The 26,650-nt window shown below is 45.9% G+C and carries 30 protein-coding genes, 1 other RNA gene and 1 riboswitch; of the genes, 25 read left to right on the top strand and 6 right to left on the bottom strand.

Annotated elements, in window-relative coordinates:
- Positions 1–86: 86 nt before the first annotated feature.
- The 7 genes from MST20_RS06895 (at position 87) to MST20_RS06865 (ending at position 6,890) form a co-directional block, all read left to right on the top strand.
- Complete coding sequence (locus MST20_RS06895) at positions 87–2,330, top strand: DEAD/DEAH box helicase (RefSeq protein WP_243941197.1); 2,244 nt, start codon at positions 87–89, stop codon at positions 2,328–2,330.
- Positions 2,331–2,335: 5 nt separating this feature from the next.
- The gene (locus tag MST20_RS06890; protein ID WP_243941015.1) at positions 2,336–3,649 is read left to right on the top strand and encodes a ribonuclease H-like domain-containing protein; all 1,314 of its coding nucleotides are present in this window, start codon (positions 2,336–2,338) and stop codon (positions 3,647–3,649) included.
- 241 nt (positions 3,650–3,890) lie between these two features.
- The gene (locus MST20_RS06885) at positions 3,891–4,160 is read left to right on the top strand and encodes a CotD family spore coat protein (protein WP_020451911.1); all 270 of its coding nucleotides are present in this window, start codon (positions 3,891–3,893) and stop codon (positions 4,158–4,160) included.
- Between the two features lie 116 nt (positions 4,161–4,276).
- Positions 4,277–4,828 carry an SLOG family protein gene (locus tag MST20_RS06880; protein WP_152847185.1) on the top strand — a complete coding sequence of 184 codons (552 nt, stop codon included), beginning with the start codon at positions 4,277–4,279 and terminating at the stop codon, positions 4,826–4,828.
- Between the two features lie 80 nt (positions 4,829–4,908).
- Complete coding sequence (gpsB, locus tag MST20_RS06875) at positions 4,909–5,205, top strand: cell division regulator GpsB (protein WP_003182873.1); 297 nt, start codon at positions 4,909–4,911, stop codon at positions 5,203–5,205.
- A gap of 52 nt (positions 5,206–5,257) precedes the next feature.
- Positions 5,258–5,644: RNase P RNA component class B (gene rnpB, locus MST20_RS06870), an RNA gene on the top strand.
- 94 nt (positions 5,645–5,738) lie between these two features.
- Complete coding sequence (locus tag MST20_RS06865) at positions 5,739–6,890, top strand: THUMP domain-containing class I SAM-dependent RNA methyltransferase (protein ID WP_243941013.1); 1,152 nt, start codon at positions 5,739–5,741, stop codon at positions 6,888–6,890.
- Positions 6,891–7,018: 128 nt separating this feature from the next.
- On the opposite strand, the gene MST20_RS06860 is transcribed toward MST20_RS06865, so the two are convergent.
- Positions 7,019–7,480: a hypothetical protein gene (locus MST20_RS06860; protein WP_243941011.1), complete on the bottom strand. Its 462-nt coding sequence runs from the start codon at positions 7,478–7,480 to the stop codon at positions 7,019–7,021.
- Between the two features lie 515 nt (positions 7,481–7,995).
- On the opposite strand from MST20_RS06860, the gene MST20_RS06855 reads away from it, so the two are divergent.
- From MST20_RS06855 to MST20_RS06790, 14 genes are all read left to right on the top strand, one after another.
- Positions 7,996–8,358: a hypothetical protein gene (locus tag MST20_RS06855; protein WP_243941009.1), complete on the top strand. Its 363-nt coding sequence runs from the start codon at positions 7,996–7,998 to the stop codon at positions 8,356–8,358.
- Positions 8,359–8,560: 202 nt separating this feature from the next.
- Positions 8,561–8,737 (top strand): hypothetical protein, encoded by a 177-nt coding sequence (locus MST20_RS06850; RefSeq protein WP_165427288.1) that lies wholly within the window; start codon positions 8,561–8,563, stop codon positions 8,735–8,737.
- A gap of 108 nt (positions 8,738–8,845) precedes the next feature.
- Positions 8,846–10,759 (top strand): ATP-dependent DNA helicase, encoded by a 1,914-nt coding sequence (locus MST20_RS06845; RefSeq protein WP_243941007.1) that lies wholly within the window; start codon positions 8,846–8,848, stop codon positions 10,757–10,759.
- 115 nt (positions 10,760–10,874) lie between these two features.
- Positions 10,875–12,377 (top strand): carboxypeptidase M32, encoded by a 1,503-nt coding sequence (locus tag MST20_RS06840; RefSeq protein ID WP_243941005.1) that lies wholly within the window; start codon positions 10,875–10,877, stop codon positions 12,375–12,377.
- A 139-nt stretch (positions 12,378–12,516) separates the two neighbouring features.
- Positions 12,517–12,616, top strand: a riboswitch (purine riboswitch).
- 117 nt (positions 12,617–12,733) lie between these two features.
- Positions 12,734–13,318 (top strand): xanthine phosphoribosyltransferase, encoded by a 585-nt coding sequence (gene xpt, locus MST20_RS06835; RefSeq protein ID WP_243941003.1) that lies wholly within the window; start codon positions 12,734–12,736, stop codon positions 13,316–13,318.
- Positions 13,315–14,631 (top strand): xanthine permease PbuX, encoded by a 1,317-nt coding sequence (pbuX, locus tag MST20_RS06830; protein ID WP_243941000.1) that lies wholly within the window; start codon positions 13,315–13,317, stop codon positions 14,629–14,631. The genes xpt and pbuX overlap by 4 nt, the downstream gene beginning before the upstream one ends.
- Positions 14,632–14,704: 73 nt before the next feature.
- Positions 14,705–15,256: a GNAT family N-acetyltransferase gene (locus tag MST20_RS06825; RefSeq protein WP_243940998.1), complete on the top strand. Its 552-nt coding sequence runs from the start codon at positions 14,705–14,707 to the stop codon at positions 15,254–15,256.
- Positions 15,257–15,297: 41 nt separating this feature from the next.
- Positions 15,298–16,395: a type III polyketide synthase gene (locus MST20_RS06820; RefSeq protein WP_243940996.1), complete on the top strand. Its 1,098-nt coding sequence runs from the start codon at positions 15,298–15,300 to the stop codon at positions 16,393–16,395.
- A 7-nt stretch (positions 16,396–16,402) separates the two neighbouring features.
- Positions 16,403–16,906: an isoprenylcysteine carboxyl methyltransferase family protein gene (locus MST20_RS06815; RefSeq protein WP_243940994.1), complete on the top strand. Its 504-nt coding sequence runs from the start codon at positions 16,403–16,405 to the stop codon at positions 16,904–16,906.
- A gap of 63 nt (positions 16,907–16,969) precedes the next feature.
- Positions 16,970–17,065 (top strand): Fur-regulated basic protein FbpC, encoded by a 96-nt coding sequence (fbpC, locus tag MST20_RS06810; RefSeq protein ID WP_003182857.1) that lies wholly within the window; start codon positions 16,970–16,972, stop codon positions 17,063–17,065.
- 144 nt (positions 17,066–17,209) lie between these two features.
- Positions 17,210–20,773 (top strand): dynamin GTPase, encoded by a 3,564-nt coding sequence (gene dynA, locus MST20_RS06805; RefSeq protein ID WP_243940993.1) that lies wholly within the window; start codon positions 17,210–17,212, stop codon positions 20,771–20,773.
- 74 nt (positions 20,774–20,847) lie between these two features.
- Complete coding sequence (locus MST20_RS06800) at positions 20,848–21,117, top strand: YpbS family protein (protein ID WP_243941195.1); 270 nt, start codon at positions 20,848–20,850, stop codon at positions 21,115–21,117.
- A 78-nt stretch (positions 21,118–21,195) separates the two neighbouring features.
- Positions 21,196–21,345, top strand: a complete 150-nt coding sequence (locus MST20_RS06795) for a hypothetical protein (RefSeq protein ID WP_003182852.1) — start codon at positions 21,196–21,198, stop codon at positions 21,343–21,345.
- An 84-nt stretch (positions 21,346–21,429) separates the two neighbouring features.
- Positions 21,430–22,317: a 5'-3' exonuclease gene (locus tag MST20_RS06790; RefSeq protein WP_279599916.1), complete on the top strand. Its 888-nt coding sequence runs from the start codon at positions 21,430–21,432 to the stop codon at positions 22,315–22,317.
- A 179-nt stretch (positions 22,318–22,496) separates the two neighbouring features.
- Here the strand turns inward: MST20_RS06790 and sspL are convergent, their stop codons facing one another.
- The 3 genes from sspL to MST20_RS06775 are packed head-to-tail and all read right to left on the bottom strand — an operon-like array spanning position 22,497 to position 23,775.
- Entirely contained in the window at positions 22,497–22,643 is a 147-nt protein-coding gene (gene sspL, locus MST20_RS06785) for a small, acid-soluble spore protein L (protein ID WP_003182847.1), read from the bottom strand.
- A 42-nt stretch (positions 22,644–22,685) separates the two neighbouring features.
- The gene (locus MST20_RS06780; RefSeq protein WP_243940991.1) at positions 22,686–23,084 is read right to left on the bottom strand and encodes a reverse transcriptase-like protein; all 399 of its coding nucleotides are present in this window, start codon (positions 23,082–23,084) and stop codon (positions 22,686–22,688) included.
- A complete protein-coding gene (locus MST20_RS06775) occupies positions 23,074–23,775 on the bottom strand; it encodes a queuosine precursor transporter (RefSeq protein WP_243940989.1) in 702 nt (233 codons plus the stop codon). Before MST20_RS06775 ends, MST20_RS06780 begins: the two co-directional genes overlap by 11 nt.
- A 93-nt stretch (positions 23,776–23,868) precedes the next feature.
- Between MST20_RS06775 and MST20_RS06770 the strand changes: the two genes are divergently transcribed.
- Complete coding sequence (locus MST20_RS06770) at positions 23,869–24,510, top strand: reverse transcriptase-like protein (protein WP_243940987.1); 642 nt, start codon at positions 23,869–23,871, stop codon at positions 24,508–24,510.
- Between the two features lie 14 nt (positions 24,511–24,524).
- Entirely contained in the window at positions 24,525–24,710 is a 186-nt protein-coding gene (locus tag MST20_RS06765) for a zinc-finger domain-containing protein (protein ID WP_003182841.1), read from the top strand.
- Between the two features lie 69 nt (positions 24,711–24,779).
- On the opposite strand, the gene MST20_RS06760 is transcribed toward MST20_RS06765, so the two are convergent.
- Positions 24,780–25,046, bottom strand: a complete 267-nt coding sequence (locus MST20_RS06760; protein ID WP_243940986.1) for a DUF2564 family protein — start codon at positions 25,044–25,046, stop codon at positions 24,780–24,782.
- A 160-nt stretch (positions 25,047–25,206) separates the two neighbouring features.
- Between MST20_RS06760 and MST20_RS06755 the strand changes: the two genes are divergently transcribed.
- Complete coding sequence (locus tag MST20_RS06755) at positions 25,207–25,389, top strand: hypothetical protein (protein WP_003182837.1); 183 nt, start codon at positions 25,207–25,209, stop codon at positions 25,387–25,389.
- Between the two features lie 54 nt (positions 25,390–25,443).
- On the opposite strand, the gene cspD is transcribed toward MST20_RS06755, so the two are convergent.
- The gene (gene cspD, locus MST20_RS06750) at positions 25,444–25,644 is read right to left on the bottom strand and encodes a cold-shock protein CspD (RefSeq protein WP_003230776.1); all 201 of its coding nucleotides are present in this window, start codon (positions 25,642–25,644) and stop codon (positions 25,444–25,446) included.
- A 283-nt stretch (positions 25,645–25,927) separates the two neighbouring features.
- Here cspD and MST20_RS06745 point away from each other — a divergent pair, with 283 nt between their 5' ends.
- Complete coding sequence (locus tag MST20_RS06745) at positions 25,928–26,617, top strand: AIM24 family protein (protein WP_065643813.1); 690 nt, start codon at positions 25,928–25,930, stop codon at positions 26,615–26,617.
- The last annotated feature ends 33 nt before the right edge of the window (positions 26,618–26,650 follow it).

Here is a 26,650-nt window from a genome sequence, read left to right as displayed (position 1 = left end):
AAATCACCTCTTTCAGAACGAACGGACATTCGCTAAAATAGAAGGGAGAGGTGACAGCGTTGTTTCAAAATCGAAATTTGACAGATATGATTCAGCTTCTGAAAGAAGACCAAGCTTTCAGCAAGCAAATTGTTCATTGGCATACAATTGCGGAAAAAGAAGCGGATTACCGCGATTTTCCTGAAGGTTTAGATAAAAGAATCGTGCATGCTTTACAGCAAAGAGGGATAGAAAAGCTGTATTCCCATCAGGCTGACGCGTTTCTGAACAGCGCCGCCGGCAAAAACGTGACGCTTGTGACGCCGACGGCATCTGGGAAGACGCTTTGCTACAATCTGCCCGTCATTCAGCGGATCACAGAAGACCAAGATGCGCGCAGCTTATATCTTTTTCCGACAAAGGCATTGTCACAGGACCAAAAAAGCGAACTGAATGAATTAATTGATGAAATCGGTGCGTCGATCAACTGTTATACATATGACGGAGATACGTCGCCTTCGATCAGGCAGAAAGTCAGAAAAGCAGGACATATCGTCATTACAAACCCGGATATGCTGCACTCGGCGATCTTGCCCCATCATACAAAATGGGTGTCATTGTTTGAAAATCTGAAATATATCGTCATCGATGAGCTTCACGTATACAGGGGAGTCTTTGGCAGCCATGTAGCCAATGTCATCAGGAGGCTGATGCGGATCGCTGAATTTTATGGAAGCAAGCCGCAGTTTATCTGTACATCCGCGACGATCGCCAATCCATTGGAGCTCGCTGAGACGCTCACAGGGCAGCCGATGCATCTGATTTCAAACAACGGCGCCCCGTCGGGAAGAAAGCACTTTTTATTTTACAACCCGCCGATGGTCAACCGTTCGCTTAACATCAGGAAAAGCGCGACCCTTGAAGTGAGAAAGCTCGCATCCGAATTTCTGAAAAACGGCATTCAGACGATTGTGTTTGCAAGAAGCAGAGTCCGGGTTGAAATTATATTGACATACTTGCAGGAAGTGATGAAGCCGATTGTCGGTCCTCATTCGATTCAGGGGTACAGGGGCGGCTATCTGCCGAACGAGCGGCGCGTCATTGAAAAAGGCCTTCGCAGCGGGGACATTAAAGGTGTTGTCAGCACGAATGCGCTTGAGCTGGGCGTTGACATCGGACAGCTGCAGACATGCATCATGACCGGATATCCGGGAACGATCTCGAGCGCCTGGCAGCAGGCCGGCCGTGCCGGAAGAAGGCACAACGAAGCGCTGATTGTCATGGTGGCAAGCTCCGCCCCGCTCGATCAGTACATTGTACAGAATCCGGACTATTTCTTTAAACAAAATCCCGAGACTGCTGTCATTAATCCGGATAACCTGGTCATTCTTGTCGATCATATCAAATGCGCAGCCTTTGAATTGCCTTTCAAAAGTACGGACACATTCGGCGGTGCCGAAATCGAGGATATTCTTGACTACCTGGCAGAAGAAAGAGTCCTCCATTTAACCGGGAACACGTATCACTGGATGAATGACGCTTTTCCGGCGCACGGCATCAGCTTGAGGTCGGCTTCTCAGGAAAATGTTGTCATTGTTGATCAGTCAAAGCGCGAGAAGGCGAAAGTAATCGGGGAAATGGACAGGTTCAGCGCCATGACGCTGCTGCACGATGAAGCCATTTATTTGCATCAAGGCATCCAATACCAGGTGGAAAAGCTTGACTGGGAGGAGAAAAAGGCGTTTGTCCGTGAGGTTCAAGTTGATTACTATACGGATGCCAATCTTGCCGTCCTATTGAGAGTTCTCGAAGTTGACAAGGAGAAAAAGACGGAAACCGCAGCGTTCGGTTTTGGGGATGTGACCGTTCAGGCAAAAGCGACGATTTTTAAGAAAATAAAATTTGAGACGCATGAAAATATCGGTTCAGGACCGATTCATCTGCCTGAAGAGGAACTGCATACCAATGCGGCTTGGGTGCAGGTGAACGATGACGAGCGGCTAAATTGGAATGACATCAAATTGGAAGAGGCTTTGCTTGGAACTGCAAACGTCCTCGGACATGTCGCCGCCTTAAAAGTGATGTGCGATCCGTCTGACCTGCACGTTTTTCCGCAAATTAAAGCCGTTCATAACGAAAAGCCGACGATCTTTTTGTATGATCGCTATCCCGGCGGAGTGGGGCTGTCTCAGAAAGTGTATGAACAAATGCCTGAGATCATCAATGAAGCGCATCGGCTGATTTCAAGATGTCCGTGTGAGTCAGGATGCCCTTCCTGCATAGGAGTGGGCGGCAGCGGCGATCAGACAAAAAACAATGCGCTGCGCCTTTTAAAAGGCTGGAAAGGTTGAGCGGCATGTCTTTAAAACGAAAACTTAACCGCTATAAGCATCACCTGGGAAATCAAGCGAAAGAAGAAAAAACGGATCCTCCGGCAGAAAAGCGGACTTCCATGTCCGTCGGTTTTGAGAAAGAATGGGCCGAACTCGGTGTTAAACCGTATGTGTTTGAGGAATGCTATTGCCTAATCAGGGAAATCGTTTATCCGTTGACACATGTTCATGGCCATTACGCGTTTTCTGAGCTGCATGAGACGGTTCGGCGCTGGAACAACAGCGCCGTTTCCCATTCGCTTTCAAGCAAAGGATATACACCGAGCCAGCTTTTTTTCTTTGACACGGAAACGACCGGTCTCGGAGGAGGAGCCGGCAATGCGATCTTTTTGCTCGGCCATGCACGGGTGTATGACGACCGCGTAGTCGTTAAACAGCATCTGCTGCCAAAGCCGGGGCACGAAGCCGCCCTCTATCACAGCTTCCTGAGTGAAGTCGATATTCAGTCTCTTGTCACCTATAACGGGAAAGCGTTCGACTGGCCCCAGGTGAAAACGAGGCACACGCTGATCCGCGACAGGGTCCCAAAGCTGCCGGATTTCGGCCACTTTGACCTGCTCCACGGATCACGCCGCCTTTGGAAGCATAAATTTGACCGCGTCTCTTTGGGGACGGTGGAAAAGGAAGAGCTGGGCGTTGTAAGAACTGAAGATACGCCGGGCTACCTGGCGCCGATGATGTATTTTCATTTTTTAAAGGAGGAACGTCCGGAAATCATTGAAGGCGTTTTGCACCACAATGAGCTTGACGTGCTTTCTTTAATCTCTCTTTACATCCATTTATCGAAAAAAATCCTCGCCCCGGAGCAGACAGCAGAGGCAAATGAAAAGTATGCGATGGCAAAGTGGCTCCTCGCCAACCGGGAGACAGAGCTTGCGACAGCGCAATTGCAGGAGCTTGAAAAAAAGCCTTTTGAGCAGTCTGAACGCGCATCATTCGATTTATCCATGCAGTACAAAAAACAAGGCATGCTAAAAGAAGCCGCAGCCCTTTGGCTGAAGCTCCAAAATGGAGAATATGGAAAAATCGCCTGGCGCGCAGGCATCGAACTCGCCAAATACCTTGAACATCAAAAGCGTGATATCCGGGCCGCTCTCGAAGTAACGGATAACCTGCTCAAGCAGCACAGTTCACAAAAGTTTGAACTGACCGAAAAAGAAATGGCCGGCCTCTTGAAACGGCGCAAGCGGCTAGAGAGGAAATACGGACGAAATATTCCCCGGGCAAGCGCAGAAAACGACGATCTTCGAAAGCCAAACATTTCAAGCATGTTATGAATTGTAGAAACCGATCGCTTCTTGTAAAATAGCGTTAGAATGGTGTGAAGGGAGCGTCGATATGTATAAGGGGCTGTTTTATCTGTTTTTTGTCGTCGTACTGTTTATCGTATTGATCATGACGAATTTCAAGGAAAGCTTTATGGCTTACTTTTAAAATAGGTTTTTATATTAGTACATGTTTACCCCTTGCTTCATAGTTTAATAGTGTATATAGAAGCTTAAAGAAAGGGGAATTTTCATGCACTGTAAACCGCATGTAATGGCGCCGATTGTTCATCCTACTCAATGCTGCTACAACCATACGCAAAGCAAAACCGTCGTACCGCACATTCACCCGCAGCACACAACGAATGTCAACCATCAGCATTTTCAGCATGTTCATTACTTCCCGCAAACTCAATCAGCTGTCAACCAGGCATCACACCAGCACTTCGTGAGCCCTGGCGCAGGAATGATGCCCGGGCCTGGAGCGATGCCGGGACCTGGAATGGGTATGGGCCCTTACTAAAAAGGATTTTCGGAAGTTTTGTCAGGATGAACGAGCGCCGGATTGAACGTGAGCAACAGAATATCTTTTAAAAAAATGGGGCGGAATACGGCCCCATTTTTTAGCAGGTGATTATGATGAAAGTATTGGCCGTTACAGGGTACAAGCCGTTTGAACTCGGGATTTTCAAACAGGATGACAAGGCCCTGTTCTACATAAAAAAAGCGCTTGAAAACCGACTGATCGCCCTGCTTGAGGAAGGCCTGGAATGGATCCTTATCTCAGGCCAGCTCGGTACGGAACTATGGGCGGCGGAAGTCGCGTTTTCGCTGCAGGAAGAATATCCCGACTTGAAAGTGGCGGTCATCACTCCGTTTTTGGAACAGGAAAAGAAGTGGAACGAGAAAAACCAAGAGCAGTATGAAGCTGTGCTCGCAGCCAGCGATTTCACTGAAAGCTTGACACACAGGCCGTACGAAAGCCCGGTCCAATTTAAACAAAAAAACCGGTTTTTCATCGAAAAGGCGGATGGCTTATTGATTCTGTACGACGAAGAAAGAGAAGGTTCGCCTGTGTATATGCTGAATGAAGCAAAAAAGGCTCAGGAAAAACGCGATTTTCCGATTTACACGATTACGATGGATGACCTGAGAGTTACCGTTGAAGAATGCAGCTTTTATGAAGAGTAAAAAGTGCAAGAGAAAATTTGACATTGCACACGTTTTCTGAAAAAATATAAGATGATGATTCACGATATGAGGTGAAAAAGATGCTTGCTGATAAAGTGAAGCTTTCTGCTAAAGAAATTTTAGAAAAAGAATTCAAAACAGGAGTCAGAGGCTATAAACAGGAAGATGTTGACAAATTCTTGGACATGGTCATTAAAGATTATGAAGCCTTCCATCAGGAAATCGAAGAATTGCAGCAGGAAAACCTGCAGTTGAAAAAACAGCTTGAAGAAGCCAACAAGAGACAGCCGGCTCAATCAAATACGACCAATTTTGATATTCTAAAACGGCTTTCCAATTTGGAAAAACATGTGTTTGGAAGCAAATTATACGATTGATGAAAACCGCTTGCCCTTTAGAACAAACTAAGTTATAATAGTTGATGTCTTAACGTTCGGGTAATCGCTGCAGATTTTAAATCTGTAGAGGAAAGTCCATGCTCGCACGGTGCTGAGATGCCCGTAGTGTTCGTGCCTAGCGAAGTCATAAGCTAGGGCAGCCTTGCAGAAGGCTGACGGCAGGAAAAAAGCCTACGTCCTTTATGGATATGGCTGAGTATCCTTGAAAGTGCCACAGTGACGAAGTCTCACTAGAAATGGTGAGAGTGGAACGCGGTAAACCCCTCGAGCGAGAAACCCAAATTTTGGTAGGGGAACCTTCTGGACGGAAATGAACGGAAAGAAGGACAGAGTTGACTCTGTAGATAGATGATTACCACCCGAGTACGAGGCTTAGCAGCCGACAGCAGTACGACGGAACAAAACATGGCTTACAGAACGTTACACACTATTATGATGATGACAATGTATAAGCTCTCCGCAGGTAGGAGAGCTTTTATCATGTAAAAAACATACATAAAACAGGTGATATGATGAAAACCTATACATTAATTGCAACAGCGCCGATGGGAATTGAAGCGATCGTTGCCAAAGAGGTGCGAGATCTTGGATATGATTGTACGGTTGACAACGGCAAAGTCGTGTTCGAAGGTGATGCCCTCGCCATCTGCAGAGCCAATCTGTGGCTGAGAACCGCTGACAGGGTGAAAGTGCAGGTTGCCGAATTTACGGCCAAGACCTTTGACGAGTTATTCGAGAAGACAAAAGCGATCGACTGGAGCGCCTATCTTCCTGAACACGCCTCATTCCCCGTGACGGGAAAGTCTGTTAAATCAGTGCTCGCAAGCGTGCCGGACTGCCAGCGCATCGTCAAAAAAGCGATCGCCGAGAAGCTCAAATCAGCGTATCAGACACAAGGCGGGTGGCTTGAGGAAACAGGCCCGGAATATAAAATCGAGGTCTCCCTTTTAAAAGACAAAGCGGTTATTACGCTTGATTCATCCGGAGCCGGGCTTCATAAACGGGGATACCGAACAGGCCAAGGGGAAGCGCCGCTGAAAGAAACCCTTGCTGCAGCATTGATTCTATTGACAAATTGGACGCCTGACAGACCTTTCGTCGATCCGTTTTGCGGTTCGGGCACGATACCGATCGAAGCGGCTTTGATCGGCCAAAATATCGCGCCGGGTTTCAACAGGGATTTTGCATCCGAAAGATGGGAATGGATCGGCAAAGAAGTGTGGGATCAAGCGAGGCTGGAAGTCGAAGACAAGGCGAATTATGACCAGCCGCTTTCAATTTCGGGGTATGACCTGGATCATCGTATGATCGAGATCGCCAAGGCGAATGCCGAGGAAGCGGGACTCTCCGATTTCATCGAATTTAAGCAAATGCAAGTAAAGGATTTCCGGACGAAAGAGGAATACGGCGTGATCGTCGGAAATCCGCCGTACGGGGAACGCCTCGGAGAAAAGAAAGCGGTCGAAGCCATGTATAAAGAGATGGGCGAAGCATTTGCCGGACTTGATACGTGGTCTGTTTACATGCTGACATCAAACGAGCGTTTTGAAGAGTGCTACGGGAAAAAAGCGACAAAAAAACGGAAACTTTTTAACGGTTTTATTAAGACGGACTATTACCAGTATTGGGGGAAAAGGCCGCCAAAATCGAATAAAGAGAAGTGAAGTTAAAAGGCTGCCATGAAACGGCAGCCTTTTTTTCTTTCCATAGCCGGAAAGCCGCCGAACGGCGTTTTTAAATTCGCGCCCCCTCGGGTTTAATCGTTAAAAGCGCATGGTAAAACATCGATTCACTAGTAAATCCATGAATCATTTTTCTTTTTATAAGACGAGTCATAGCATTTTTTGCGCGGCTCGTAATAGCAGTCTTTCCTGCAAGGTTTGTGGTAATCGTAGTCTTTTTTGCAATCATCATGGTAGTAATAGTCCTTTTTGCAATAATCGTAATCCTTCTTGCAAGGCTTGTGGTAATCGTAGTCTTTTTTGCAATCATCATGGTAGTAATAATCCTTTTTGCAATAATCGTAATCCTTCTTACAAGGCTTGTGGTAATCGTAGTCTTTTTTGTAATCATCATGGTAGTAATAATCCTTTTTGCAATAATCGTAATCCTTCTTGCAAGGATCATGGTAATAAAAGTCTTTCTTGCAGGGCTCATGATAGTAAAAATCTTTTTTGCAATAATCGTGATCCTTTTTGTAAGGATCATAATCATAATCCCAATAATCTTTCTTTGCCGGTTCATAATAGTACATAAACTCTCCACCTTTAGTCTATAAATTTTTAAGTCCCTACAGGGTATGATAGAAAAACAGAATAGACTGGGTTTTTATTGTGGATAAAGCGCACATTGTCTAACACAGTCCTTGCTATCTGATGTTAAGGTTGCGTTTGACTGACAAAAGGGTGTTTGACCACTGTGAAAACGGTTAAACGTAATTGTTGATATTTGATAACTTCCCCGAAATTTTGATACAATCCAGATAAGAACAAACATTCGATGGGAAGTTATCTAGGTGAGCCAAGCGTTTAGTACCGGCAAATTACCACACACCCAAAACAAGATGTCGCTACGAAATATCTTGGTTTTTATTTGTTGATAGTCGAATGACAGAGACATATGACAGTTTACGCCTCGCAAAAATGAATGTGCAGTCCTCATTCAACCATTAAGCGGGATTGTTAAAAGGTGGTAATGCTGTTTTCAACAATCGAACTGAATAGAGATTATAAAATGTTGAAAAATAAAAACGAAAAGTGAGGTTTGTATATGAATCCTGTCAGCCAAGAAATCCAAGATTTGTCCATTCAATCTTTGGAGTCAACTTTTAATAAACTAACAAATGCTTATAAAAGCACGACAGAAAAAGGTTCAAACACAACTCTTGTCAAAAAGAGGCTAAACGCAGTAAAAATTGGTTTAGAAAGCCTAAAAGGTACTTGGAATGGAGAAGATTTTGGCTATAACGAAGAAATCATATTGACTTCTAAAGAAGTTTTACAAGGTATCATTCCATCTATTGAAAAACAAATAGCAAAAGCAAAAGAAGGCAGTCCCCAAAAAACATTAAATGAGCGTCGCTTGATTGCACTAAAACTGGCAATCGAATCTTTGGAGAACCGTCTTATATAAGACGGTTCTTAAATTTTTTAATTGTTCCGGAATCGGGTGAGTTACATAACAAGATTGAAGGAAAGGCCCTTTATTTTTGCGTATTTATCAACACCCAAATTTAGCAGAGCCTCAAAGAAAGAAAAAACATAAAATCAGCCTGTATAAAAACGATTCATCCTGCATATACTCGGGATTATTGATTTTGAAAAGGGGTGATTTCATGTTGAACAGCGATCACATTCAAATGATTCAAAAAGCGCTGGAGACGTCAGAAAACCAGCTCGAGGACATTGGCGATGAGCGGCTTACATATGCGAAGGAAGAATTGAAAAACGCGATCAGCCATATGGAATCGACGGATCATCCGTTTTTGACGCATTCGATTTACCGGAAATAGTTGAGAGAGGCTTCCTGCTCCTTTTTTCAAATCTTTCTTGTTGAATTTCCCGAATCATAGTGATAGGATAGAAGTTCTGAAAACTCGATAGTTGGGGGTTGGAGCAGGGTGACAGCATCTCGTCTGCCTTTTTCATTAACAAAAACAAAAAATTTTTATGAAGAACTGAACAATTGGATCGGTGATGTATTTTACGATATTCTTCCTGAAAAAGGCTTTGATTTGCGCGATGAGCAAATATTCATGGCTTTTCAATTAGAGCGTGCATTTAAGGAAAAGAAGGTCATGTTTGCAGAAGCCGGAGTCGGAACCGGAAAAACGCTCGTCTATCTTCTGTTTGCCTTGAGCTATGCCAGGTATACGGGCAAGCCGGCGGTCATCGCTTGTGCGGATGAGACGCTGATCGAACAGCTCGTCAAAAAAGAAGGCGATATTTACAAAATTTCCGAGCATTTGGGCTTGACGATTGACGCAAGGCTCAGCAAATCGCATGATCAATATTTATGTTTGAAAAAACTGGAGAAAACGATGCAGCGCTCTGATGATGAGAAATGGCTTGACCTTTACGAAAGTCTGCCGTCTTTCGTTCACGAATCGCAGGGCATGCAGACTTTTTATCCATACGGCGACCGCAAAGAGTATTCGTCTTTATCAAATGATGAATGGTCTGAAATCGGCTACGATTCTTTTCAAGACTGTCTCACGTGTGATATGAGGCACCGCTGCGGACTCACACTGTCAAGAGACCATTATCGAAAATCAACCGATTTCATCATCTGTTCCCATGATTTCTATATGGAGCACGTTTGGACAGAAGAGGCGAGAAAACGCGAAGGCCAGCTTCCGCTTTTACCGGAACACAGCGCTGTGGTTTTCGATGAAGGGCATCTGCTCGAGTTTGCGGCGCAAAAGGCACTGACGTACAGGGTGAAGCAATCGACGCTCGAAATGTTTCTCGAGCGCCTGCTCGGCAATGATATCAGAGAAGAATTCGCAGAGCTTGTCGAAGAAGCGCTTCGCGCCAACGACGAATTTTTCGGTTTGCTTTCGGAAAATGCCGAAAAAGCAGAAGGCTCTGAGCGCATGCGCATCAAAGATCATGCCAATCTGAAAAAAGCGGCCGCCGAGCTGTATGATTTGCTTGAAAAAATCGGGGAGGCGCTCGTTTTTGAAGGCGAGCTGTACACGATCGACCAATACGCTTTAACCGTTGTCGAGGAGTATCTCGAACAGATGGCTTACTCCCTTTCGCTCTACAGGAAAAATGCGATCAGCTGGCTTGAGCAAAAAGAGCTTGAGTCGACATTCGTCGTCATGCCGAGAACCGTCTCCGAAGTTCTCGGAGAAAAAGTGTTCTCTAAGCAGATTCCGTTTATTTTCTCATCGGCGACATTATCGGAAAACGGATCGTTCGATTATTTGGCGACAAGCCTTGGGATCCGCGACTACTTATCATTTACTGTTGATTCGCCGTACGATTATGAAGAGCAGATGAAAGTGTACATCCATCGAATTAGAGAAGCGAAAGAAAAAGCGGCAATCCGTGCAATCAAAGAATCGGGCGGGAAGACGCTGATCCTGTTTCCGTCTTTTGAGGAGCTTCTGTCCTTCAAGCGCCGGACTGCACAGGAATCATTTTCGTTTCCTGTTTACTTTGAAGGGGATGAAGAAATCAGTACAATCGTTGAAAAGTTTCAAACGGTTGAAGAATCCGTTTTGTGCTCTGTGCATCTATGGGAAGGGCTCGATATTCCCGGAGACCCGCTGCAACATGTCATCATCTGGTCGCTTCCTTTTCCGCCGCATGATCCTGTGTTTGAAGCGAAGCGGAGCGGTTTGGAAAACGCCTTTCGCGAAGTAGACCTCCCTTACATGCTGCTAAGACTGCGCCAAGGCGTCGGACGTCTGATCAGATCAAACGGCGACCGCGGCACGATCAGCATTTTTGCGGGCGATGAACAAGAATGGAATGTAATAAAAGAAGTCGAATCTGTGCTTCCTGTTCAGCCGGTCTATGTATAAAGAAAAGCGGACATTCCGCTTTTCTTTTTTTTGCCCGCATAAAAGTTGACTTTCGTAAATATTTCCATTAGTCTGATTACAATTCGCATCATATAAGGGAAGAGGAGGATGAATGATGTCGATCAATACATATGAAAAAGAGTTTTTAGAAACATTAAAGAAAATCAGCCGGTATGAGCAGGCGATTAACGTGATGTATTGGGATATGAGAACGGGCGCGCCGAGAAAAGGCGAAGAAAGCCGCGCCGAAGCGATCGGCCAATTGTCGGCAGACGTCTTTCAGATGAGAACGTCCCCGCGGATGAAGGAGCTTTTGGATACCCTCGCCGAGCAAAAACAGGATCTGCCTGCCGATACACAGAAAGCGGTTGAGGAAGCGAAAAAAGAATACGATTTAAACAGCAAGATTCCGGAAGAGGAGTTCAAAGAATATACGACGCTGACATCCAAAGCGGAATCCGTCTGGGAAAAAGCGAAAAAGGCGTCCGATTTTTCTCTCTTTGCTCCGTATTTAGAAAAAATCATCGACTATAAAAAACGGTTTATCTCGTACTGGGGATATGAAGGCCACCCTTATAACACCCTTCTGGATCAATACGAGCCAGGCGTTACAGTCGAAAAGCTCGACGGCCTTTTTTCTGAATTGCGGGAGGCGATCGTTCCGCTTGTGCAAAAGATTGCCGCCAGTGATCAAAAGCCTGATACGAGCTTTGTGCACGAACGTTTTCCAAAAGAGCGGCAGCGCGATGTATGCCACTTTTTCTTAAAAGAACTGGGCTATGATTTTGAGGCGGGGCGCCTGGATGAGACGGTTCATCCTTTCCAGGTGACGATCAGCCAAGGGGATGCCCGGGTGACCACAGCTTATAATGAAAACGATTTTCGCTCGGCTGTTTTCGGAACGATTCATGAATGCGGCCATGCCATTTATGAACAGAACATTGATGAAGCGCTGGGCGGAACCAATTTAGCAGACGGCGCATCAATGGGGATACATGAATCCCAATCCCTTTTCTATGAGAACTTTATCGGCAGGCATCAAGGCTTTTGGAAGCGGTATTTTGAGAAAATAAAAGAAGCAAGTCCTGACCAGTTTGCAGGTGTTACTGCCGAAGGGTTCTACAGGGCCGTTAATGAATCAAAGCCGTCGCTGATTCGGATTGAGGCTGATGAGCTGACATATCCGCTGCATATTATGATTCGCTACGAAATTGAAAAAGCGATTTTCAGCGGGGAAGTATCGGTCGGAGACCTTCCGAAACTATGGAATGACAAATATGAAGCATATCTGGGCATTACGCCTCCCGACGATGCTAAAGGAATTTTACAAGATGTCCATTGGTCCGGCGGTGATTTCGGTTATTTCCCTTCATATGCGCTTGGATATATGTATGCGGCTCAACTGAAATCAAGCATGCTGAAAGATTTCCCTGAGTTTGACCGCCTGATTGAAAACGGCGAATTTCAACCGATCAGAAAGTGGCTGACAGAGCACGTTCACATCCACGGCAAAAGAAAAAAACCGCTGGACATCATTAAGTCTGCGACAGGCGAAGAATTAAACGTCCGTCATTTAATCCGCTACCTGAAAGAAAAATATACAACACTCTATTTGTAAAAAAGAAATCCCTCCCGTGTGCCCGGGAGGGATTTTCAGGTCAGAATTTTCTGTTAAATACGAACATTCAACTGAAAAAATGTGTGCAGGTTCGTCTTTTTTTGTTTTATCCCTTTTCATTCAGATCGAAAGTTGATATAATTTGATACATTATATCACTCATATAATCGCGTGGATATGGCACGCAAGTTTCTACCGGACACCGTAAATGTCCGACTATGAGTGGGCGCTGAGAAAACGAACGTCTTTTAGTGAAACAGACGGAATTCGTCTTTTTAAGCATTGCCCGCTCGCATTCAAAATCCGAGCGGACAATGCTTTTTTTTATGAAGGCAATTGATGAACGGAGGGGTTTAATGGAAAAGCTAAAACGAAAAATTGCAGAGCATGGCACGGTGTTGTCTGACGAAGTACTGAAAGTTGATTCATTTTTAAATCATCAAATCGATCCGGAATTAATGCTTGCTGTGGGCGAAGAGTTTGCCTCGCTTTTCCGGGAGGAAGGCGTCACGAAGATTGTGACGATTGAATCCTCAGGGATAGCACCTGCCGTGATGGCAGGCTTGAAGCTGGGTGTGCCGGTAGTATTTGCAAGAAAGCGTCAATCGCTTACCTTAACGGAAAATCTGTTGACGGCCTCTGTCTATTCCTTTACAAAGAAAACGGAAAGTACGATCGCCGTATCAGCCAGCCATCTTTCAAAGAATGACAAAGTTCTGATCATCGACGATTTTTTGGCAAATGGACAAGCGGCGAAAGGGCTTGTTTCCATCATTGAGCAGGCCGGCGCAAAAGTGTGCGGAATCGGAATTGTCATCGAAAAATCATTCCAGACGGGCAGGGAGGAGCTTGACAATCTTGGAATCAGAGTTGAATCCCTTGCGCGTATTGCATCTCTTGCCGATGGAAAAGTTACCTTTTTACAGGAGGTTGGGTCATGAAACTTACGGCCGGTAAAACCGTTTCATTAAGCATTCAGCACGTCCTGGCCATGTATGCAGGAGCCGTTGTCGTGCCGCTGATCGTCGGCGGCGCTCTCGGCTTGACGCCGGCTGAGCTGACATACCTTGTGTCTGCCGACATTTTGATGTGCGGTGTGGCGACACTGCTGCAAGTTTGGAAAAATCGCTTTTTCGGAATCGGCTTGCCTGTTGTATTGGGGTGTACGTTCACAGCCGTTTCCCCGATGATTGCGATCGCTTCGAAATACGGTATTCCAGCGATCTATGGAAGCATCATAGCAGGCGGTGTGATTGTCGTTATCGTTTCTTTTTTCTTTGGAAAGCTTGTTAAGTTTTTCCCTCCCGTGGTCACAGGATCGGTCGTCACGGTGATTGGGATCACCTTGATTCCCGTTGCGATGAACAACATGGCCGGCGGTGAAGGCAGCAGCGATTTCGGTGAGCTGTCCAATCTTGCATTAGCTTTTTCCGTTTTGCTGGTCATCGTCCTTTTATATCGTTTTACAACAGGATTTATCAAATCAATTTCCATTTTAATCGGTTTAATCGCAGGAACAGCCGGCGCTGCTCTGATAGGGAAAGTTGATTTTACAGAAGTGGCAAACGCAGGCTGGGTGCAGATGATCCATCCGTTTTACTTCGGCGCTCCTGTTTTTGAGGTCACACCGATCTTGACGATGTCTCTCGTGTTGATCGTCAGCCTTGTCGAGTCTACAGGTGTCTACTTTGCATTGGGTGATTTGACGGACCGCCGCCTGACAGAAAAAGATTTGGCAAAAGGATACCGCGCTGAAGGGATTGCCGTACTGCTGGGCGGGATTTTCAACGCCTTCCCTTATACGGCCTATTCGCAAAACGTCGGCCTCGTTCAGCTGACAGGGGTTAAGAAAAACAGCGTGATCGCGCTTGCTGGAGCTTTTCTTATTCTGTTGGGGCTGTTTCCGAAAGCCGCTGCTTTAACGACGATCATTCCTAAACCTGTGCTCGGCGGCGCTATGGTCGCGATGTTCGGCATGGTGATCGCCTACGGGATCAAAATGCTGAGCCGGGTTGATTTCGGAAAGCAGGAGAACTTGTTGATCGTAGCGTGTTCAGTCGGAATCGGCCTCGGCGTGACAGTCGTACCGCAAATGTTTCAAAACCTTCCTGATGCCGTCAAGCTTTTGACAGAGAACGGAATTGTCGCGGGAAGCTTTACAGCCATTCTTTTGAATGCGATCTTTCATATCCATCCGTTTTCTCGTCATGCTGAACAGCCTGAAGCAGTTCCAACTGAAAAATCCGCCGTTTAAAACCTCACAGATTGTGAGGTTTTTTTGCGTTGCGGATTAGCCATACTACCGGTATAAAGAGGAGGCATAACGAATGGAAACTGTGAATGAGCTTGTCGAACGCATCTGCACGAAAGACGGCGGTGAAGCCGTCATCCGTCCCGTCAAAATGGCGGATGCCCCCGACATCATTGAAGCGGTAAAAGATGTGATTCAAACCGGTGTTTACATTCAAAAAGAACGGCCGCGCATACTTGAGGAAGAGCGGGCATTCATCAGCGATATGATGGAAAAGGATAACATGTATGCGGCGGTTGAAATCGATGGTGCGGTGTACGGAATTGCCCGGGTCATTCGCGGCGACCTCAAAATGAAGCGGCACACGGGGCTGTTCAGAACATGGCTTCACAGCAAAGCGCAAGGGCTTGGGATCGGCAGGGAAATCATGTCCTACACCCTCAACTGGTGCAGGCTGCATCGTCTGCATAAGCTCTGCCTGACCGTATTTTCCGCAAATCAAGCAGCGCTGTCGCTCTATGAGAAAAGCGGCTTTATCATTGAAGGGGTTCAAAAGGAGCAGGTTTTGGCGGACGGGAAATATGAAGATGAAGTGCTGATGGCCTATTTTTTCGAGAGGTCCACATAAGGCCGGGCGATTCGGGAGACGCTGTAAATAGAGGTGGTGTTATGGCCTATGTCATTTCGGCGGGGACAAGCCTTCCCCGCTTTCATGTCGACCAGGAGAAAGCGGCCGTTTTTGCGAGGGAGATGTTCAAAGATTCATTTAAAGACATTGACCGGCTGCTGTCAGCTTTCCAAAATGGAGAAATCGCTTCAAGACAATTTGTCATGCCTTTGGATTGGTATAAAGAAACCAGGAGCTTCAAAGAAAAAAATCAAGCGTACATTGAAATGGCTGTCAGACACAGTGCAGAAGCCGTTTCGAATTGCCTGTCAGACGAACGGTTTTTGAAAAAAGAAATCCCTTTTGAAAAAATTGAAGCGATTTTTTTTATATCTTCTACAGGCATCTCGACTCCCGGCATTGAAGCGAAGCTCATGAACATTCTGCCTTTTTCAAAACGGACGAAGCGGATTCCGATTTGGGGGCTCGGCTGTGCAGGAGGAGCTTCAGGTATAGCGCGGGCATTCGAATACTGCAAAGCGTTTCCAAAAGCCCATGTCCTTGTGATTGCGGCGGAGCTGTGCAGCTTAACGTTTCAAAAGGATGATCAATCGAAAAGCAACCTTATCGGCACATCTTTATTTGGCGATGGAATCGCCGCGCTCTTAATGTGCGGCAAGGAAGCGGATATCTCATCAGCCGGATTGGAGGTTCTTCCGGAAGTAGTGAGCTCACAATCAGCCACCTTGGAAGATTCGGAAGATGTCATGGGCTGGGAAATCAATGACAACGGTTTCCGGGTCGTTTTTTCCAGGGACATTCCGACATTGATCAAAACACATTTAAAGAACGATGTCGAAGCATTTCTCCATAAGGAACAAATCGCTTTGGAGAACATTCAAGTATTTCTGGCCCACCCGGGCGGTAAAAAAGTTCTCGACGCTTATTTGGAAAGCCTCGGCTTTTCCGAATTGCACATCGACTGTTCACGAAAAATTTTGGCCAGGCACGGCAATATGTCATCGGCCACTGTGATGCATGTTTTAAAAGAATATTGCTTGCATAGCAGTCCCGTGCCGGGAAAATACGGTCTCTTAGGGGCGCTCGGTCCGGGCTTTTCATCGGAGCTGCTGCTCTTGAAATGGACAAAAAGAGAGTGACTGACACATGTTTTGGACGATTTTAAGCATTTTTGCCGCCCAGCGCCTGCTTGAGCTGGCAGTCGCGAAGTTCAATGAAAAAAACGCTCTGAAAGAGGGAGCGGTCGAATACGGGAGACGTCATTACCCTTACATTGTCGCGATGCATGTTTTGTTTTTCATATCTTTGATTTGGGAAACGATCGCGTTTCAACGCGGACCCCTTCCGATGGCGCTTGTCGTCTTAACAGGCCTCATCTTCACTCAGACCCTCCGGTATTGGGCGCTCTTTTCTCTGGGGAGATGCTGGAACACGAAAATCCTTGTCATCCCTGGAACGAACCTTGTCCGAAAGGGGCCTTATCAATGGTTCAAACATCCGAACTATGTGGCGGTGGCTCTTGAATTTCTGCTTTTGCCCTTGCTTTTCCAGGCATACGCCACCGCACTTTTATTTACGGTGCTCAATGCTGCTGTCATGTACATCCGCATCCGCACGGAAGAACAGGCATTAGAAAAATTACACCATTGAAAATGATTATCATTTCATTTATAATGATGATAAACATTCTCATTATAGGATGGTGAGTCGCGTATGACGATGTTTTTTTTGCTGGCGGCGGTCAGTACATACAGTTTATTGATTGGTTATGTTTTAAAAGGTATCGCAGGAGCGAATCCGCAAAAATAAATAAATACACGTGCTGAAGCTGCCGAAACCGGCAGCTTTTTCTCGTTTTTTCTTTCAGATTGTGAAGAAAAATACAGCAAGGTTGTGTAAAATGGGAGAAAGGGCTAAGATGGCAAACAACAACGCATAAAAGGGGTAGGAAACATGGCACAAATAAACACGAAAGACGATCTGATGAAAAGAGCCGGAGCGGTTTTCGGGGAGCTCAGGAAGAACGGGGATGACAAGCGGTCGGCACAGCTTGCCGGAATCATCCGAAAATGGCTGAGAAAAGAAGTGTACATCGCGTTAACCGGACATTATTCAGCAGGAAAATCATCGCTATTGAACGCGCTGCTTCAGGAAGACGTCCTGCCGACAAGTCCGATACCGACGAGCGCCAATCTTGTGCTGGTCCGCCGGGGGGAAATGAAAACAACACTCCATACGATCGATGGAAGGTACGCCCGGATGGATGGCTCTTATGATAAAGAAAAAGTGCAGGCGTACTGCAGGGACGGCAGCCAGATTGAAATGGTGGAAATCGAGGGGCCTTTTTCAGGAATCGCGCCTCAAGCCGTCTTAATTGACACGCCCGGAATTGATTCGACGGACGATGCCCATTTTTTATCGGCGTCTTCGATTCTTCACCAGGCGGATGCCTTGTTTTATGTCGTGCATTACAATCATGTCCATTCCGAAGAAAATGTGAAGTTTCTTCGATCAATAAAAGATAAGATACCCAATATTTTTTTCATCGTGAACCAGATTGACCGTCATGACGAAGCGGAAACAGGCTTCCATGTCTATAAAAAGCAAGTGCTTGATATGCTGCTGAAAGAAGGGATCAATGAAGACCATCTCTTTTTTACATCTGTCACCGAAGCCGGTCATCCGCTGAACGAATTCAACCGGCTTCGCGCTGTGCTGGAAAGGCTGCAGCATCAATCCGAACAGCAGCTAAAGGCATATACGGAGCAAAAAATCAGCAGTCTGATTCATGAACATATCAAAATGCTGATCAGTGACGAAGATACGGCTTTGTCTGAAGAAACCGCTTCCTCAAGAGAAAAAGTCGAGGCTGTAAAAGCGCGGCTTGCCGATTTGACAGAACAGGAAAAACGGGCGGAGGAACAAATCAAAAAAGACATTCAAACGATTGCCCAAAACGCGAATTTAACGCCGTTTGAGATGAGAGAGCTGGCCAAATCGTATTTGGAATCAATCGAAAAAGGTTTTAAAAAAGGATTTCTTTTCAGTAAGGCCAAAACGCTTGAAGAAAAACAAAAACGAAAAGAAGTGTTTCTTGCTGACGTCCAAAAAAGGGTTCAAGCCGAAATTGACTGGCATGTCATTGAAGCAATCAAGGCTTTCATGAACCGCTTTAACGTCCAGAATGATGAACTGCTTCGGGACGTTGTTCAATTTCGGACGGAGGTAGATGAAAATGAACTGCTTCGTTCCCAGAAAAAAGGGGCTGAGCTTACTCCGGAATACGTGCTGAACTATACGAAAGAACTGGCTGAAAACATCAGAAGAAAGGCAAAAAGACAAGCGCAGCCGTTTATCGACCAGCTCAAAACGTTCATCAAAGAAAGAATCGGCCTGCAGGCGGAAGCGATGAAAGCCGAATATGAAGCGGAACAAGCGCAGCTCGCCGAGCGCGAAAGCCGGTTGATCGAACAGCAGAAGTCATATGAAAAAGCAAACCGTCTCTGGGATCAATGGGAACACGGCGATCTGAGCGAGCTTCCAGAAAATTGGTATGCCGCCGAAAAAAAGCCTCTTGAAAAAACGCTTGATGCCCGACGGGCGGAACCGGTCCGTGTGCAAGAGGAAAACAGCAGCCGTAAAGGTGAGGCGCTCCAACCGAAAAAGGGCGTTACTGAATACATTGAGCAATTTTTCGAACTGGCCCGGTTTTTGGCGGATATCCCGGTTTTGGAAAAGCAGCGAAAAGCATTCCTGGACAAAACGGAACGCCTACATACTAGGAAGTTTACCCTGGCGCTCTTCGGCGCATTCAGTTCCGGCAAATCGTCTTTTGCAAATGCGCTTTGCGGGAGGAAAGTGCTACCGTCATCGCCGACGCCGACAACGGCAACGATTAATAAAATAACAAAACCGTCGGGAACCAAAAGGGATGGGACAGCAGAAGTCGTTTTTAAAACGGAAGAGGAAATCAGAGTGGAACTGGATCAGCTTTTGGAGGGGAAAATGGCTGCGACAAAAGGCTCCGCTTTTGCCGAAAAACTTGGAAACCTCTTGAAAAAAAGAGAACTGGATGATGATGAACGGCTGCTGATCAAGAACTTCCTCAAAGCTTATGAGCGCTATGGTTCATATATCAACAATCAGGAAATCCTGACGATTTCCGCTGACGATCTGCATCCGTATGTCGCTGAAGAACAAACGGCCTGTGCCGTCCGTGAGGTTACCGTTTATTTGAGCACACCGGTCACGGAGAAAGGAATCACGATCGTCGATACACCGGGGGCCAGCAGCATGAATAAACGGCATACAGAGCTTGCGTTTCAATACATGAAAGATGCCGATGCTCTGCTTTACTTAACATACTACCAGCATGCATTTTCCAAAGCGGACCGGTCGTTTTTGCGCAAGCTCGGGCTCATTAAAGACGCTTTCAGCATGGATAAAATGTTTTTTATTTTAAATGCGGCTGATCTCGCGGAAAGCCCGGCCGAATTACAGACGGTTGAAGACTATGTAAGGGGAGAGCTCTTGAAAGAAGGCATTCAAAATCCGCACCTGTACCATGTATCGAGTAAACAGGAGCTCAGCAAGAAAGCTTCGCCGTACAACGACTTCAGCAGATTGAAGAAGGAGCTCGACGATTTTATTGAAAACGGTTTGGCCAGAACAGCTGTCGAAGAGCTGCTTGATGAAGGCAAAAAACTGTGTGAAACCGTCTTTCAGCTCCGCCGTTCACTGCACCGTTCCGCTGAAGAAACGGAAGCGGAGCAAAAGCGGATCGCCAAAGCTTATCAAGAGGCTTTGACTGCCATTGAAGAAGCAGAGAAGGGATCATCAATCCTTCAACTGACCGAAAAGGATGTGGAAGAGCAATTTTACCACATGAGGCAGCGCTTGGCCTTTTATGCACACGACTTATTTAAAGCTGCGATCCATCCCGGGCTTCAGAACGGAGATTGGCGCGCCAATCTGCAAACCGCTTTGAAAAGCTGCTTAAAGGAGTATGAATTCGAATTTTTGCAGGAACTAAAAGCGCTTGATATCAGAATGGAAAACATCATGCTCAAGTATGCGGGCGAACAGTGGGCCAATTCCGTAAAAGAGCGGCTTGCCGATAATCCTTATTTTTCGGTTCACATCACAGCTGACCGGCCTGAGACCGACAGTTGGGAAACGGCTGAAGTGTCAGCGGATGAAAGGGAATTTGCAGATGAACTGAAAATGTTCAAAACGCCTAAAACGTTTTTTCAACAAAATGGAAAAGCCCGGCTTGTCGAGGCGTTTACTGCAAAGCTTTCGGCCATCACGAACGAATGGATTCAACGTGAAAAGCGGACATTTTTAAACCGCTGCAAAACGAGCGCCGGACAATTACAGAAAGCGGCTGTTCTGTCTGCAAAAGCTCAACTCGAAGAACAAAAAGAAGCGTACTTTCATGAGCCGTTGGAAAGCGCAGAGCGTGAAAGCATTGAAAAAGCGCATGCCTTGGCTGGCGAATGGCTCCGCTCAAGTTGAATCAGATTGATATGGGTATGGATATCTGGCTGGCAGACATGATAGACTGTATAAAAAAAGAAGGGAATTAGATGATGACAAACGTTCATGAAGCAATTACAGCACATTCCAAAAAACAGCACCAGCACATCAAGCAGTTCGTGCGTCTCGAACAGGAGAGGGAAAAAGCGATCGATGAAGCGGTTGACAAGTGCCGGCGAAATGAAGCATTTTCAACCGACCTCATCAACCAAATTACCGTGCAGATGAACGAATTGGCCAAAAAAGGCATCGTTCCTACGAGACGGCTCGTCTCGAAAGAAATGGTCGCCGAATACGTCAGCCGAAAATATCCGCAGGCCTAGCTGGTGAATCCTTCCGCGTGTGGCGTCATGTTTTTTTGCAAAACATAAACATGAACCGCCCGCTGGAGGTGAAGTGTAATGGGAAGAACAAAGCTTGGCAATGCGAATGCACAGCGAAACAACAACGCTAAAAAGAAGAACGGCTTTAACACTGAATTTGCGACTGAATCCTATTCGCAAATGGAAGCCGCAAAATTAATTTCTAGCAAAAAACAGCACCAAAAATAGAAACAGCGTCGATTGACGCTGTTTTCATCATTTTTGCTCCTGTGGTACAATAAGTGCATTGTATGATGAAAGGAAGTTTCCATAATGAACAAGAAGCTGCTGCTTATAGACGGGATGGCTTTATTATTCCGGTCTTTTTTTGCGACTGCGGTGCACCGCAATTTTATGCTGAATGACAGAGGCGTGCCGACAAACGGGGTTCACGGCTTTTTAAAGCATCTGTTAACCGCGGTGTCTGCGTTTGAACCGAGCCATGTCGTCTGCTGCTGGGACATGGGGAGCAAAACGTACCGCAACGATTTATTTAAGGACTATAAAGCGAACCGGAGCGAGCCGCCTCTAGAATTGATTCCGCAATTTGACATGGCAAAGGAAGCGGCGGAAGAGCTCGGGATTTTAAATATCGGCCTTGCGGGCTATGAAGCCGATGACTGCATCGGCACGCTGTCAGCGATGTTCAGCGAAGAAGCGGAGATCACGATCGTCACCGGTGATAAAGATTTGCTTCAGCTTTTAACAGTCAATGTTAAAGTCGCCCTGCTTCAAAAAGGAATCGGCAATTATAAAGTATACACGGAAGAATCATTCAGTGAAGAGACCGGTGTCGAGCCGAAGGCTTTGATTGACATCAAAGCGCTGATGGGCGATACAAGCGATAACTACCCGGGTGTAAAAGGCATCGGCGAAAAGACGGCCTACAAACTGATCAAGGAATATTCGACTGTTGACCGGCTGCTGGAAAACATCGGTCAGCTGACAAAAGGCCAGCAGACGAAAATAACCGAATGTCTTGAAGACCTGAAGCTGTCCAGAATCCTTGCAGAAATCAAATGCGATGTACCGCTTTCCTGCTCATTGGACGACGCAGACTTCACCTTGATGCATGACAGGGCGAAAGCGATGCTGAGACTTCATCAAATACGGGGAATCGAACCGCTGCTGATGAAATTCGAAAAAAGAGAGATCGGATAACCGATCTCTCTCAGCGTGCTGCCAAACCCTCGCATTCGTTGTCAGGCCTGTGCTCCGGTGCTCAGCCTTCCTAGACTGCAAGGGTTTTCATACACGCTGAATGGGATGACAAATTCCTAAAAATAAAACCTTTTAGGAATTTGTCAATCATCTAAAGAGAGATCGGATAACCGATCTCTCTAATGTTTTGTATTGCTTTTTTTCGCCCGGTTTTCAAGCTCGGTTTTTGGGTCTGTATGCCGGTTATCCCGGTTCAATACAATATCTCCCTGGGGCGTGACACCGCCTGTCAGGCGGCCTCTTCCTGCTGAATGCTGTTTTTCCACATGAACCACCTCACTCGTTATGATGTGCAGAGGGAATGGATTTTACTCGGGGTGGTTCAGCAATATCGCCTTTTTCGCAAGCTTGTCAGCCGCCTGATTAGACTTCGAAGGAATCCACTTGATAAAAAATAAATCAAAATCCCTTTTTAAGCGGATGATTTCATCCAGATAAGGCTTAAATGCCTGATTTTTGACAAACTCCGAATCCGCCGTGCGCTCAACGATCTGCGAATCGGTCCGAAACGAAACGATCCGATAGTTTCGTTCGGCGCACAGCTTCATTCCTTCGATCAGCGCCTTGAATTCCGCTTCATGGTTGCTCAGTAAGCCGGAGGGAAGGGAGAAGGACTCGGTCTTCTGACCGTCTTTGATGAAAATGCCAAGTCCGGACGGTCCGGGATCACCCGCGCTTGCTCCGTCGATATAGACCTCAACCGGCATTGTTTTCACTCCTTTCATCCAAAGGGATGATTCTTTTAGCGGCATAAGCGTACGGCGCTGCGAAAACGGCGACAACGAATTTCAAGACGTATGTCGTGATGAAAATCTGAATCCATACATCGAGCGGATAAGCGCCCATAAATGCGACGCTTGTAAAAATTAACGTATCGAGCAGCTGGCTTAGAGCTGTGCTGCCGCTGTTGCGAAGCCACAGTGCCCGATCGGAAGGAAATAACCTTCTGATTCCCGAATATACATAAACATCAAGCGTTTGGCTGATGATATAGGCGAGCAGGCTGCCGAGGGCCACGCGGGGCAAGAAGCCGAATATCGTCTCCAGCGCAGGCTGTGCGATGTCTTCCGGATGCGGCTTGAACAGAAGCGCTCCCTGCATGACGAGCGTCAAGGCAATCAGAATGAAAAAACCGATTGAAACGGCTTTTTTCGCTTCTGCCTTTCCGTATCTTTCATTGATGACGTCGGTCGCAAAAAATACGCTTCCGTACAGGATGTTGCCGAGTGTCGCGGTCAACCCGAACAGCTCGACCGTTTTGACCACCTCGATATTGGCGGCGGCTGTCGCAAAACCGATCCAGACAAATAAACCGGTTTTGCCAAATCGTTTAAAAAAGAAGAGAACAATGATAAAATTAATGATCGCAAAACTAATCCATAATATTTCGTTAAACAAGAACGGGTACTTCCTTTCTGAATAAACTGTTTTGATTATAGCATAACAAGCCATAATTTGAATAAAGGTGATTTTGTGAAACTGAGAGCAGGTATGAAAATCAAGATTAAAGGGTCTTCACCCATTCCATTTACAGCTGATGAATGGATCGAGGTAAAAGAGGCAGTGGCGGCCGGGCGTCAGCTTTCTCAAAGTCCGTATGTCACTGAACTTGAGTTTGAAGATGAGAAGGGCAGCTTTTGGACTCTGAAAGAGCTGGAAAAGCTGAAAGAAGAGCTTGCGGCTGAACCGGATGAGATCACCGTCTATTTTGACGGCAGCTATGATAAAGAAAGTCAGCTCGCTGGTTTAGGCATTGTGATATATTACTCCCTCGGCGGGGACCGGTATCGATTGAGAAAGAACAAGAGCTTTCGGCTGACAACGAATAACGAGGCGGAATATGCGGCTCTCTCTGAAGCCGTTAAAGAGCTTAGAGATCTCGGGGCAAGCAGGAACTCCGTCGTCATTAAAGGGGATTCGCTCGTCGTGCTTAACCAGCTTGAAGGGAACTGGCCATGCTATGACCCCGTTCATTCGAAATGGCTGGACAGAATCGAAAGCCAGCTTCAAAAATTAAAGCTTACGCCCACCTATATTCAAATCAGCCGCAAAGACAACAAGGAAGCGGATCAGCTCGCAAAAAAAATGCTTGAGCATACCATTGTGGAAAGCCAAATCAAACTAGATGAATAACGGAGATGAACGTTTTGGATAAGAAAGAGATCTTTAAGGAACTCACACATTTGCAGGACACCTACTGTGAAGGGTGCTTCATCAAAAAACACTTCAGAAAAGAATACGGAAAAACGTATGCCCACGCATTTTGCATTTCAAAATGTACGGTCGGGGAAAAGCTCCGCACCTATGGAGACGTGCTGACAAATAAAAATTGATCCCTTTACCATTCCCCAATAGGCCATCATCCTTGGGCCGAGCTAAAAAAACCGCTGAACGCGGTTTTTTTAATGCTGTGATTCGTCAAGCTGGTGCTGGCAATCATTTAATATGTTGAGCTGTTCGTTTAAAAAGTCTTCATCCAGTGCGGATAGTTCCTCAGCCTGTGACAGCTGTCTGGCATCTTCGATCGATTGATACGCCGATTTCAGCAAAGTGGAGCTTTTTTGCCTCGTCGCCATTCCCGTCGTCCTTTGGGCGGTTTCTACGGCTATTTCAAGCTGCTTGCGCTGATTAAATCCCGTTACAAGATCATCGCGATGTTCTGAGTTCATGATCATACACCTCCGACAAGTATTTTTTCTAAAAAAGGCATTTTTATGTGTGAAATAGAAAAAATAAAGCAAAATTAATCCGATATAACTATTGAACCTAAAAAATATAAGTCTTTATTACTAATTTAGGTAATCATGAAAAAAAGGAGTCTGAGGAACAGTGGAAAGCAATGAACTGCAAACCGTTCTTCACAAGACATTTGTGGAGGTATATAAAGATCTTGAACAGCTCGTTGATATCGCGAAAAAGGGGCGTCCATCTCTCGAGAAGAACATTGAGGAAATCGAGCAAAGGCTGAAGCAAAATATACTGGCGATCGAAATTCAGCTGAAAATTAAATAGGAGAGGCAAAAAATGCCTCTCCTCTTATTTGAAGTCTCAATTGTCTTGATTTTGTTAAAGCTTTACAACGTTAGATGCTTGAGGTCCACGATTACCTTCAACAATTTCGAAAGAAACTTCTTGTCCTTCTTCTAGAGATTTGTATCCGTCACCTTCGATTGCAGTGAAATGAACGAATACATCGTCTCCTCCTTCAACTTCGATGAAGCCGAAGCCTTTTTCATTGTTAAACCATTTTACTTTACCGTTTTGCATATTGCTTAATCCTCCTAGTACTGTAGCACAATGTGCTAAAAAAAATTTTCATCATCTAACGGTGTTCTGCTAAATGATGGTTTCACTATACACTATCTATGGAGGCTTCGTCAAGCTGTCAAGAGAAAAAAATGAACTTTAATGCTTTTTTAAGGAATTTCTTTGAAATCGTTTTCAATTTATGGTTATTGATCATTATTTTTCGCAAAGCGGACGAAACATTTTAAGCGTCAGCCCGTATATAATAAAACCAATTCAGGAATGTGAAGAGGAGTGTTGATAGATGAACCGTTATTCGGTTGATGAGTTTGTATCCAAAACCCAGCAGGAAGACAAAGGGGAGGGGCTGTTTGAAATGGAAACGCCCCGTCTCTTGGAAGTTAATCTCGATGGAAAAGTGTGGGCAAAGGCCGGTTCGATGGTTTCCTACAGGGGAAGAGTCAAATTTAAGCGTGAAGGGGTATTTGAACACGGAATTGGACGGATGGTGAAAAAAGTATTCAGCGGCGAAGGGGCTGCACTGATGAAAGCGGAAGGAAACGGAAAGGTGTACCTCGCGGATCAAGGAAAGAAGATCTCCATCTTAAACTTGAAGGGGGACTCCATATTTGTGAACGGGCACGATCTGCTCGCATTTGAGCCGTCGATCGATTGGGACATCAAACTGATGAAAAGAATTTCCGGCATGCTGGCCGGCGGATTGTTTAACATTAAGCTTGAGGGTACTGGAATGGCTGCAATCACAAGCCATTACGAGCCGCTCACTTTGATCGTAACCCCGGAAAGCCCAGTCTATACCGATCCAAACGCAACGGTTGCCTGGTCTGGAAGCCTGCAGCCTGAATTTGTGACAGATGTATCTTTTAAGACGTTCATCGGCAGGGGAAGCGGGGAATCGATCCAAATGAAGTTTTCAGGGAACGGGTTTGTCGTTGTACAGCCGTTTGAAGAAGTTTATTACTCGGAATCTTAATATTAGACGAAAAAAACACTTGCAGAGCAAGTG

It is taken from the genome of Bacillus sp. B19-2, from assembly GCF_022832475.1.
Classification (GTDB): domain Bacteria; phylum Bacillota; class Bacilli; order Bacillales; family Bacillaceae; genus Bacillus; species Bacillus paralicheniformis.
The sequence above is the reverse complement of the archived record's forward strand: the minus strand, read 5'-3'. Positions and strand labels throughout refer to the sequence as shown.

What these genes read in the sequence shown, in the direction of transcription:
- cspD (WP_003230776.1), bottom strand. Translation starts at nt 25,644, where the DNA reads ATGCAAAACGGTAAAGTAAAATGGTTTAACAATGAAAAAGGCTTCGGC.
- MST20_RS06760 (WP_243940986.1), bottom strand. Translation starts at nt 25,046, where the DNA reads ATGAACTCAGAACATCGCGATGATCTTGTAACGGGATTTAATCAGCGC.
- MST20_RS06860 (WP_243941011.1), bottom strand. Translation starts at nt 7,480, where the DNA reads ATGTACTATTATGAACCGGCAAAGAAAGATTATTGGGATTATGATTAT.
- MST20_RS06855 (WP_243941009.1), top strand. Translation starts at nt 7,996, where the DNA reads ATGAATCCTGTCAGCCAAGAAATCCAAGATTTGTCCATTCAATCTTTG.
- MST20_RS06820 (WP_243940996.1), top strand. Translation starts at nt 15,298, where the DNA reads ATGGCCTATGTCATTTCGGCGGGGACAAGCCTTCCCCGCTTTCATGTC.
- MST20_RS06795 (WP_003182852.1), top strand. Translation starts at nt 21,196, where the DNA reads ATGGGAAGAACAAAGCTTGGCAATGCGAATGCACAGCGAAACAACAAC.
- MST20_RS06800 (WP_243941195.1), top strand. Translation starts at nt 20,848, where the DNA reads ATGACAAACGTTCATGAAGCAATTACAGCACATTCCAAAAAACAGCAC.
- MST20_RS06880 (WP_152847185.1), top strand. Translation starts at nt 4,277, where the DNA reads ATGAAAGTATTGGCCGTTACAGGGTACAAGCCGTTTGAACTCGGGATT.
- MST20_RS06745 (WP_065643813.1), top strand. Translation starts at nt 25,928, where the DNA reads ATGAACCGTTATTCGGTTGATGAGTTTGTATCCAAAACCCAGCAGGAA.
- MST20_RS06865 (WP_243941013.1), top strand. Translation starts at nt 5,739, where the DNA reads ATGAAAACCTATACATTAATTGCAACAGCGCCGATGGGAATTGAAGCG.
- MST20_RS06850 (WP_165427288.1), top strand. Translation starts at nt 8,561, where the DNA reads ATGTTGAACAGCGATCACATTCAAATGATTCAAAAAGCGCTGGAGACG.
- dynA (WP_243940993.1), top strand. Translation starts at nt 17,210, where the DNA reads ATGGCACAAATAAACACGAAAGACGATCTGATGAAAAGAGCCGGAGCG.
- MST20_RS06840 (WP_243941005.1), top strand. Translation starts at nt 10,875, where the DNA reads ATGTCGATCAATACATATGAAAAAGAGTTTTTAGAAACATTAAAGAAA.
- MST20_RS06770 (WP_243940987.1), top strand. Translation starts at nt 23,869, where the DNA reads ATGAAAATCAAGATTAAAGGGTCTTCACCCATTCCATTTACAGCTGAT.
- MST20_RS06790 (WP_279599916.1), top strand. Translation starts at nt 21,430, where the DNA reads ATGAACAAGAAGCTGCTGCTTATAGACGGGATGGCTTTATTATTCCGG.
- MST20_RS06815 (WP_243940994.1), top strand. Translation starts at nt 16,403, where the DNA reads ATGTTTTGGACGATTTTAAGCATTTTTGCCGCCCAGCGCCTGCTTGAG.
- MST20_RS06890 (WP_243941015.1), top strand. Translation starts at nt 2,336, where the DNA reads ATGTCTTTAAAACGAAAACTTAACCGCTATAAGCATCACCTGGGAAAT.
- MST20_RS06780 (WP_243940991.1), bottom strand. Translation starts at nt 23,084, where the DNA reads ATGCCGGTTGAGGTCTATATCGACGGAGCAAGCGCGGGTGATCCCGGA.
- pbuX (WP_243941000.1), top strand. Translation starts at nt 13,315, where the DNA reads ATGAAACTTACGGCCGGTAAAACCGTTTCATTAAGCATTCAGCACGTC.
- MST20_RS06825 (WP_243940998.1), top strand. Translation starts at nt 14,705, where the DNA reads ATGGAAACTGTGAATGAGCTTGTCGAACGCATCTGCACGAAAGACGGC.
- MST20_RS06895 (WP_243941197.1), top strand. Translation starts at nt 87, where the DNA reads ATGATTCAGCTTCTGAAAGAAGACCAAGCTTTCAGCAAGCAAATTGTT.
- gpsB (WP_003182873.1), top strand. Translation starts at nt 4,909, where the DNA reads ATGCTTGCTGATAAAGTGAAGCTTTCTGCTAAAGAAATTTTAGAAAAA.
- fbpC (WP_003182857.1), top strand. Translation starts at nt 16,970, where the DNA reads ATGACGATGTTTTTTTTGCTGGCGGCGGTCAGTACATACAGTTTATTG.
- xpt (WP_243941003.1), top strand. Translation starts at nt 12,734, where the DNA reads ATGGAAAAGCTAAAACGAAAAATTGCAGAGCATGGCACGGTGTTGTCT.
- MST20_RS06885 (WP_020451911.1), top strand. Translation starts at nt 3,891, where the DNA reads ATGCACTGTAAACCGCATGTAATGGCGCCGATTGTTCATCCTACTCAA.